At 71.2% G+C, this 7,471-nt stretch carries 9 protein-coding genes and 1 pseudogene; 6 read left to right on the top strand and 4 right to left on the bottom strand.

What is annotated here, in order from left to right; all coding sequences use genetic code 11:
- The 3 genes from CCN42_RS15400 to CCN42_RS15390 form a co-directional block, all read left to right on the top strand.
- Positions 1–483, top strand: a 483-nt coding sequence (locus CCN42_RS15400; RefSeq protein ID WP_245877291.1) for an AAA family ATPase, incomplete at its 5' end; no start/stop codon positions are given.
- Positions 480–1,367: an ECF transporter S component gene (locus CCN42_RS15395; protein ID WP_086736218.1), complete on the top strand. Its 888-nt coding sequence runs from the start codon at positions 480–482 to the stop codon at positions 1,365–1,367. The genes CCN42_RS15400 and CCN42_RS15395, both read left to right, overlap by 4 nt.
- 263 nt (positions 1,368–1,630) lie before the next feature.
- Complete coding sequence (locus CCN42_RS15390) at positions 1,631–2,050, top strand: aggregation-promoting factor C-terminal-like domain-containing protein (RefSeq protein ID WP_086736217.1); 420 nt, start codon at positions 1,631–1,633, stop codon at positions 2,048–2,050.
- Positions 2,051–2,136: 86 nt separating this feature from the next.
- On the opposite strand, the gene CCN42_RS45875 is transcribed toward CCN42_RS15390, so the two are convergent.
- A complete protein-coding gene (locus CCN42_RS45875) occupies positions 2,137–2,253 on the bottom strand; it encodes a DUF397 domain-containing protein (protein ID WP_339384260.1) in 117 nt (38 codons plus the stop codon).
- A gap of 40 nt (positions 2,254–2,293) precedes the next feature.
- A complete protein-coding gene (locus tag CCN42_RS15380) occupies positions 2,294–3,142 on the bottom strand; it encodes a helix-turn-helix domain-containing protein (RefSeq protein ID WP_086736214.1) in 849 nt (282 codons plus the stop codon).
- Positions 3,143–3,269: 127 nt separating this feature from the next.
- Between CCN42_RS15380 and CCN42_RS44425 the strand changes: the two are divergent.
- Positions 3,270–3,581, top strand: a pseudogene (locus tag CCN42_RS44425) (ATP-binding protein); the annotation flags it as partial.
- Here the strand turns inward: CCN42_RS44425 and CCN42_RS15370 are convergent.
- Positions 3,515–5,644 carry a bifunctional glycosyltransferase 87/phosphatase PAP2 family protein gene (locus tag CCN42_RS15370; RefSeq protein WP_169731459.1) on the bottom strand — a complete coding sequence of 710 codons (2,130 nt, stop codon included), beginning with the start codon at positions 5,642–5,644 and terminating at the stop codon, positions 3,515–3,517. The pseudogene CCN42_RS44425 and the gene CCN42_RS15370 sit on opposite strands and share 67 nt — an antisense overlap.
- A 269-nt stretch (positions 5,645–5,913) precedes the next feature.
- Between CCN42_RS15370 and CCN42_RS15365 the strand changes: the two genes are divergently transcribed.
- Complete coding sequence (locus CCN42_RS15365) at positions 5,914–6,585, top strand: O-methyltransferase (RefSeq protein ID WP_086736209.1); 672 nt, start codon at positions 5,914–5,916, stop codon at positions 6,583–6,585.
- Between the two features lie 24 nt (positions 6,586–6,609).
- Here CCN42_RS15365 and CCN42_RS15360 read toward each other — a convergent pair whose 3' ends face one another.
- Positions 6,610–7,002, bottom strand: coding sequence for an FHA domain-containing protein (locus CCN42_RS15360; protein ID WP_107427595.1), 393 nt, complete (start codon positions 7,000–7,002; stop codon positions 6,610–6,612).
- A gap of 106 nt (positions 7,003–7,108) precedes the next feature.
- On the opposite strand from CCN42_RS15360, the gene CCN42_RS15355 reads away from it, so the two are divergent.
- The coding region (locus CCN42_RS15355) for a DnaJ family domain-containing protein (protein WP_086736220.1) at positions 7,109–7,471 on the top strand (363 nt) is incomplete at its 3' end.

Raw genomic sequence — 7,471 nt, 5'->3', positions numbered from 1 at the left:
TACGCCGACACGGTCGCCGCCGAGTGCGCGGCGGCCGACGAGGACGCGGGCGCCGCACCGGGCACGTGCCGGGCTCTGGTGACGCAGTTGCTGCCGGGGGTGGCCGACGCCACGCATCCGAGGGATCTCTCGGAGGGGCAGCGGCTCACGCTGGCACTGGCGGTCGTGCTGGCCGCCCGCCCGCCGCTGCTTCTGCTGGACGAGCCGACCCGGGGGCTGGACTACGCGGCGAAGGCCCGCCTGGCCGCGCTGCTGCGGGAGCTGGCCGCGAAGGGGCACGCGATCGTGCTGGCCACGCATGACGTGGAACTGGCCGCCGAGCTGGCCCATCGGGTCGTGCTGCTCGCCGAGGGCGAGGTGATCGCCGACGGACCGACGGCCGACGTCGTGATCTCGTCCCCGTCGTTCGCACCTCAGGTGACGAAGATCCTCGCGCCGCAGAAGTGGCTGACGGTCGCCCAGGTCGAGGAGGCGCTGGCATGACGCGTCAGGCCCGCCCGATCCGCCTCGGCCCCCGTTCGGTCATCGCCCTCGCCCTGACCAGCGCGGTCGGCGCGGCCTCGCTGCTGTGGCCGTTCTTCGCGCCGCCCGCCGCGGCGGTGGCGGGCCACAGCCAGGACGCCCCGTGGCTCTTCGCGGGCCTGCTGGTGCTGCTGGTCGCCGTGGTGGGCGCGGCGATCGCGGAGTCGGGGCTGGGCGCGAAGGCGGTGGCCATGCTCGGGGTGCTGGCGGCGGCGGGGGCGGCGCTGCGGCCGATCGGCGCGGGCACGGCGGGCATCGAGCCGATGTTCTTCTTGATGGTGCTGAGCGGCCGGGTCCTGGGCCCGGGCTTCGGCTTCGCCCTGGGTTCGCTGAGCATGTTCGCGTCCGCGCTGCTCACCGGGGGTGTGGGACCGTGGATGCCGTTCCAGATGCTGTCGATGGGCTGGTTCACGATGGGGGCGGGGCTGCTGCCGGGCCCGCACCGGCTGCGCGGTCGCGGGGAGCTGGCGCTGCTCGCCGGCTACGGCTTCCTGGCCGCGTTCGCGTACGGCCTGGTGATGAACGCGCAGGGCTGGCCCTTCCTCCCGCAGGACCTCGAGAACCCGACCGGCACCTCGAGCATCGCCCCGGATCCCACCGCGGGCACCGCCGCGAACTTCGCCCGCTTCCTCGCCTACTGCCTCGCCACCTCCCTCGGCTGGGACCTCGGCCGCGCCCTCCTGACGGTGGTCCTCACCTTCACCCTCGGTCCTGCCGTCCTGAAGGCCCTCCGGCGGGCCACGCGACGTGCCGCCTTCGAGACCGGGGTCACATTCGAGGCCCCGAAAGGGACTCCTGGGAGTGAAGCGGCCCACAGGGCCCAGATCACATACGACGGGAAATAGTAGACAAATCGGACGCCATGCTCACGCCAATTGCCCGTCTGACCTGCACGTTGAGAGCCACGTCACACAAACGACCTTCGGCCTGAATGCGACCACAACTAGTAAAGGGGGTCATTGCGGACCCCCTCCAGGCCTGCTTCTCTGGATGACGTCGCACGGCGCCGACGAGCCCACGGGCCTCGGCGCCGACGCATTGCCCCCGCCCCGCATCGCGTGGTTCCGGCATGCCGCGACACCCCAGTCCCCGAAGAAAAAGGTTCCACGTGTCTGTCGCCCGCATCGCCCGCCGCATCGCGTCCCCGAAGAAGGCCTTCACCACCGCCGCCGTGGCCGCCGCCGCCACCGGCATGGCGCTGACCGCCGCTCCGGCGCACGCCGCGACGACCGCTTCGCCGTCCGAGGCGAAGGCGATCGCGAAGCAGCTGATCCCGAACGCCGCTCAGTACAACGCCTTCAGCAAGATCGTCGAGCACGAGAGCGGCTGGGACGTCGACGCCACCAACCCGTCCTCCGGCGCCTACGGCCTGGTCCAGGCCCTGCCCGGCACCAAGATGGCCGCCGCCGGCGCCGACTGGAAGACCAACGCCAAGACCCAGATCAAGTGGGGTCTGGACTACATGAACTCCCGCTACGGCAGCCCGGTCGGCGCCTGGAACTTCTGGCAGGCCAACGGCTGGTACTGAGCCGGACCTGCACCCCTCAAGCACGCCCGAGGGCGGCGGCCAATGATCCCCTGGCCGCCGCCCTCGGGCGTTTCCACGTCAGTCACTCACCGCTGCGCGGCCCAGTCGACGAACTCCGAGAACACCACGGGCGCGAGCGTGAGCACGGGTCCGTTGGGCCTCTTGGAGTCGCGGATAGCTACGGTGGTGGGGAGTTCGGCCATCTCGACGCACTCGCCTCCCTCGTCGCCGCTGTAGCTGGACTTACGCCACTGGATCCCCGCCGGTATCGCCTTGTTCTCCATAGCGTCCCTCCATCACGCGCCGGATCAGCTCCGCCGAGTCCCTGATGGAGAGCGCGGCGGCTCGCAGATGATCGTAACGGAGCGAGCATTTCGCGACGGTGGCCCGATCGGCGGTCGGATGCCCGCTTCCGCCGTAACTCTCGGTGTAGACGATGGTCGGGTCCCGATCGAAGCGGAAGAGGGTGAATGAGCCTTGCAGTCCTGTGTGCTCACCGGCGGAGAACGGCAGGATCTGGACGTTGATCCAGCCGTTCCCCTCGAACGACAACAGGCGGGCGAGTTGTTCGCGCATGACTTCCCTGCCGCCGATCTCCTGATGCAGCGCGGCTTCACTCAGAACCGCCCAAAAGACCGGCGGCTCCTCCTTCTCGAAGATGCGCTGACGAGCCAGCCGCACGGCGGTGCGGTCTTCGAGGTTGTCCCGGCTCAGCACGCCGAGCACCGTGCGCGCGTACGCCTCCGTCTGCAACAGACCGTGCACCATGTGCAGTTGGAAGGTGCAGATCTCGGTGGCCCGCGCCTCCTGCTCGGCTGTGTGCCGGAACCAGGCCGGAAGCTGGCTGCGCAGCACCAACTCGACCAGCCGGGACAGCAGACCGTCCGAGCCCAGCGCCGCGTCCACCCGCTGGCTGAACTCCAGTGTGGGCACCTTCCTGGCCGTCTCGATCTGACCCACCAGCGAGCCCGTGTAGTTGATGACCTCCCCGAGCTGCCGCTGCGTCAGCCCCGCCGCCTCTCTCAGGCGACGCAACTCGAAGCCGTAGTAATCAAGCGGCGACGCACCCGGATCGAGAACATTGATGTGCACGCACGGCCCCTCTCCGACAACTCGGTGAACTCCGCCCACGCGGGAACCCGTTGTGTCTGTTCGGTAGCCCAGCGTAGCGACGTCACGTCAGCCTCGTACCGTGAACGAATACTTCCTCTCGCCCCTCATGGGGCCACGCACCCCCCAGTACCGCATGTCCCTCACGGCCGGCGAGCACTCCGCGCGGCACATCCGGCGGATCGTCCGCTCCTTCCTCGCCGAGTGGGGCATGCCCGAGCTGTCGGACGCGGCTGAGCTGGGGGTGACCGAGCTGGTCGCCAACGTCGTGCGGCATGTCCCGGACCGCCGCTGCACGGTCGTCCTGCTACGGCAGACCGCGGCGGTCCGGGTGGAGGTGACCGACGGCTCGGATCAGGTGCCGTCCTTCTCCGGTGACGTCTCCCCGGACTCCGAGACCGGCCGCGGGCTGGTGCTGCTGGACGCGGTGGCCGACAAGTGGGGGGTGGACGCGGGGCCCGGCGGCGGCAAGACGGTCTGGTTCGAGTGTGCGGTGGCGGCCGACGCCCTGGGGCCCTGAAGGACGTACACGAGGCCGAAGCCGGCGAGGACGACGACCGCGCCGCCCACCGCGTCCAGTACCCAGTGGTTGCCGGTGGCGACGATGGCCATGACGGTGAACAGGGGGTGGAGGAGGCCCAGGGCCTTCATCCACGGTCTGGGCGCGACGAGGGCGATCACCAGGCCGCACCACAGGGACCAGCCGAAGTGCAGCGAGGGCATCGCCGCGTACTGGTTGGTGAGGGAGGTGAGCGTGCCGTAGTCGGGCTGGGAGAAGTCCTGGACGCCGTGGACGGTGTCGATGATGCCGAGGTCCGGCATCAGGCGGGGCGGCGCGAGCGGGTAGAGCCAGAAGCCGATCAGGGCGAGGAGGGTGGTCAGGCCGAGGGTGGAGCGGGCCCAGCGGTAGTCGACGGGGCGGCGCCAGTAGAGGAGGCCGAGGACCGTGAGCGGGACGGCGAAGTGGAAGGACGTGTAGTAGAAGTCGAAGAAGCCGCGCAGCCAGCCGATCTCGACGACGGCGTGGTTGACGGCGTGCTCGATGTCGAGGTGCAGCACGCGCTCGATCGCCATGATCTGCTCGCCGTGATGCTCGGCCCGCTCCCGGCCGCCGGAGATCGTGCCGCCGGTCGCGGCGAGCCGGACCTGCGAGTACGCGGCGTAGGTGACGCGGATGAGCAGCATCTCCAGGAGCAGGTTCGGGCGGGCCAGGACCCGGCGCAGGAACGGCAGCAGCGGGATGTGCCGGAAGCGGGCCGGGACCGGGGCGGCGTACTCCGTGGGGACCGGCGAGCGGAAGTACGGCGAGGTGCGGGAGACGAAGGGGATCGCCACGGCGGCCAGGACGGCCGCAAGGACCACCATGTTGTCCCGCAGCGGATGCAGGAAGCCCATGTCCGGCAGCATCCACTTGGCCGGGACGGTCATCACCAGGATGACCGCGACCGGCCAGACCGGGCGGTCGGCCGCCCGCCTGCCGACCCGCCCGACGACCGCGAGCAGCACCCACAGGAGCTGGTGCTGCCAGGTGGTCGGCGAGATCACGACCGCCGCGCAGCCGGTGACGGCGACGGCGAGCAGTAACTGGCCGTCGCGCGCGTAGCGCACCGCGCGGCGCACGCCGAGCACGGCGACGGCCGCGCCGAGGGTGAGGAACAGGCCGATCTCCAGCGGACCGGTGAGGCCGAGGCGGAGCAGGGCGCCGTGCAGGGACTGGTTCGCGAGGTCGTCGGCCGGACCGCCGAGACCGGTGCCGGCCAGGTGGTGCACCCAGTAGGTGGACGAGTCGTGCGGCATCGCGGCCCAGGCCAGTGCCGTACCGGCGGCGAAGGTGGCGCCGAGGGAGGCGGCGGCGCGGCGGCGGCCGGTGAACCACAGCAGGGGGGCGAAGAGCAGCACGGTCGGCTGGAGGGCGGCGGCGACGCCGATCAGGGCGCCGCCGGCCCGCTGGCCGCGCACGACGAAACAGCCGAGCAGGACGAGGAGGACCGGGAGGATGCTGGTCTGGCCCAGCCAGAAGGCGTTGCGGACCGGCAGCGACAGCATGAGCAGGCTGATCGCGGCGGGCGCGGCGAACAGGGCCGTACGGCGGCTGACCGGGCGCGGCAGGGCGCGGGCGGCGACCAGGCCGAGGGCGACGACGAGCAGGAGGGTGCCGAAGGTCCAGCCCCAGCCGAGGGCCTGTTCGGCCGAACGGGTGAGAGGTTTGAGGACGAGGCCGCCGAAGGGGGTGCCGGTGAAGCGCGTCGAGTCGTAGAGCGAGCCCTCCACGTGCAGCACGCCGCCCGGGCCCACCCAGGTCTCCAGGTCGGTCAGCCGCTCACCTCTGGGCGTGCCCAGGACCACCGCCAGCTGCCGTACCGCCAGGACCGCGGCGATCAGCCACAGGGCCGCCCGGGCAGCCCGCAGTCGGGCTCCGGTCGCGCCGACCGCCGTCGCTCCCAGGGCACCCGCAGATCGTCCACCGTGCTCCGCATTCGCCACGCCTCGTCGGCCTCCCGCCCCGTTCGCCCCACGTGCCCGATACGTGAGTTGCCTGGCGAACCCTATGAGGCTCGCCCCGCCCCTCGGAAGAAGACGCAGGCCACCCCCGTTTCACCTGACGTCCGATCTGCTTTTGTCCGAAAGACGATATAAGGGCACGGGGCCGCATGCCTCCGCGCGGCGCAAAATCGATCACGCCCGGGGTGCGGAGCCCGGTCCCGGCGTGCCGTGCGCGTGTGGCGGCGCACCGGATGGGAGAGGCTGAGCACATGAGCGAGCCGCAGATCTGGGACACCGTCGACGCGTACTTCTCCGCCCGCCTCTGTCCCGACGACGAGCCGCTGCGCGCGGCCCTGCGCGACAGCGAGGCCGCCGGACTGCCGCAGATCAGCGTCACCGCGCCGCAGGGCAAGTTCCTCCGGCTGCTCGCCGAGATCCAGGGGGCGCGCACCATCCTGGAGATCGGCACCCTGGGCGGCTACAGCACCATCTGGCTCGCCCGCGCACTGCCCGAGGACGGGCGGCTGATCTCGCTGGAGTACAGCCCCAAGCACGCCGAGATCGCCACCCGCAACGTCGCCCGCGCGGGCCTGGAGAAGATCGTCGAAGTGCGGGTCGGGGCCGCGCTGGAGTCCTTGCCCCAGCTGGCCGACGAGAATCCGCCACCCTTCGACCTCGTCTTCATCGACGCGGACAAGGCCAACAACGCCCACTACGTGGAGTGGGCGCTGCGGCTCACCCGCGCGGGCAGCCTGATCATCGTCGACAACGTGGTGCGGGGCGGGCGGATCGCCGACGCCGGCAGCGACGCGCCGGACGTCCAGGGCACCCGCGCGGCCGTCGAACTGATCGCCGCCCACCCCAGGCTGAGCGGGACGGCGATCCAGACGGTGGGTCCGAAGGGGTACGACGGCTTCGCGCTGGCGCGGGTGCTGGGCTGAACCGGGCCGGGCGCCTTCCGACGCTCAGACCTCGTGGTAGAAGCCCACGTTCACGCTGCGCGGGGCGGTGCGGTCGTGGATGACGACCTCGCCGTTGCCGCCGCGGGGCAGCGGTGCGGTGCCGCCGTAGGCGAGGGGCTGCGCGTGGTCGCCGACCGTCAGCCGCACCTCCGAGGACGGCTCGGGCTGCGAGCCGCGCAGCCAGGTCACCTGCCAGGCGCCGTCCGGGCCGCACACGAACTCCAGGTGCACCCGCGAGACGAACAGCCAGTCCTCCGGCGTCACCAGCCGGCACACCGACGTGTCCCGGCCCACCCGCAGCACGGCTCCCGGCTCGCTGGGCGCGTCAGCCATGAGCATGCCGGCCGTGGCGCCCGCGTCCGCTCCGGAGACGGAGGCCATGGTCAGTTCGAGCACGTGCTGCTCCTCAACGTCCTGTAACACCCTTGTGCGCCGGACCGGTTGGCCTGCCACCGCCGCATGATAAATCGCCCGGCACGACGGCGTCCGGCACAATGGCCGCATGACCGAGCGAAAGCCACCCGGCGTGAGCTTCGAGTCCTGGACCGACAAACAGATCCGCGACGCCAAGGCGCGCGGCGAGTTCGAGGATCTGCCCGGCGCGGGGAAACCCCTCCCCAGCGACCTCGAGGCCGACTACGACGAACAGTGGTGGATCAAGCGCAAGCTGGCCCGTGAGGGCGTCTCCGTGCTCCCGCCCAGCCTGGCCCTGCGCAAGGAGGCGGAGGACGCCCTGATCGCAGCGGTCTCGGCGCCCTCGGAACGCATCGCCCGCAAGATCATCACCGATGTCAACGTCAAGATCCGCGACATGATGTACAAGCCCCCGCCCGGTCCCCCGCTCGGCCTGAAGCCGTACGACGTC

Source organism: Streptomyces glaucescens, assembly GCF_002154375.1.
Classification (GTDB): Bacteria; Actinomycetota; Actinomycetes; order Streptomycetales; family Streptomycetaceae; genus Streptomyces; species Streptomyces glaucescens.
The sequence above is the reverse complement of the archived record's forward strand: the minus strand, read 5'-3'. Positions and strand labels throughout refer to the sequence as shown.

What these genes read in the sequence shown, in the direction of transcription:
- CCN42_RS15395 (WP_086736218.1), top strand. Translation starts at nt 480, where the DNA reads ATGACGCGTCAGGCCCGCCCGATCCGCCTCGGCCCCCGTTCGGTCATC.
- CCN42_RS45875 (WP_339384260.1), bottom strand. Translation starts at nt 2,253, where the DNA reads ATGGCCGAACTCCCCACCACCGTAGCTATCCGCGACTCCAAGAGGCCC.
- CCN42_RS15365 (WP_086736209.1), top strand. Translation starts at nt 5,914, where the DNA reads ATGAGCGAGCCGCAGATCTGGGACACCGTCGACGCGTACTTCTCCGCC.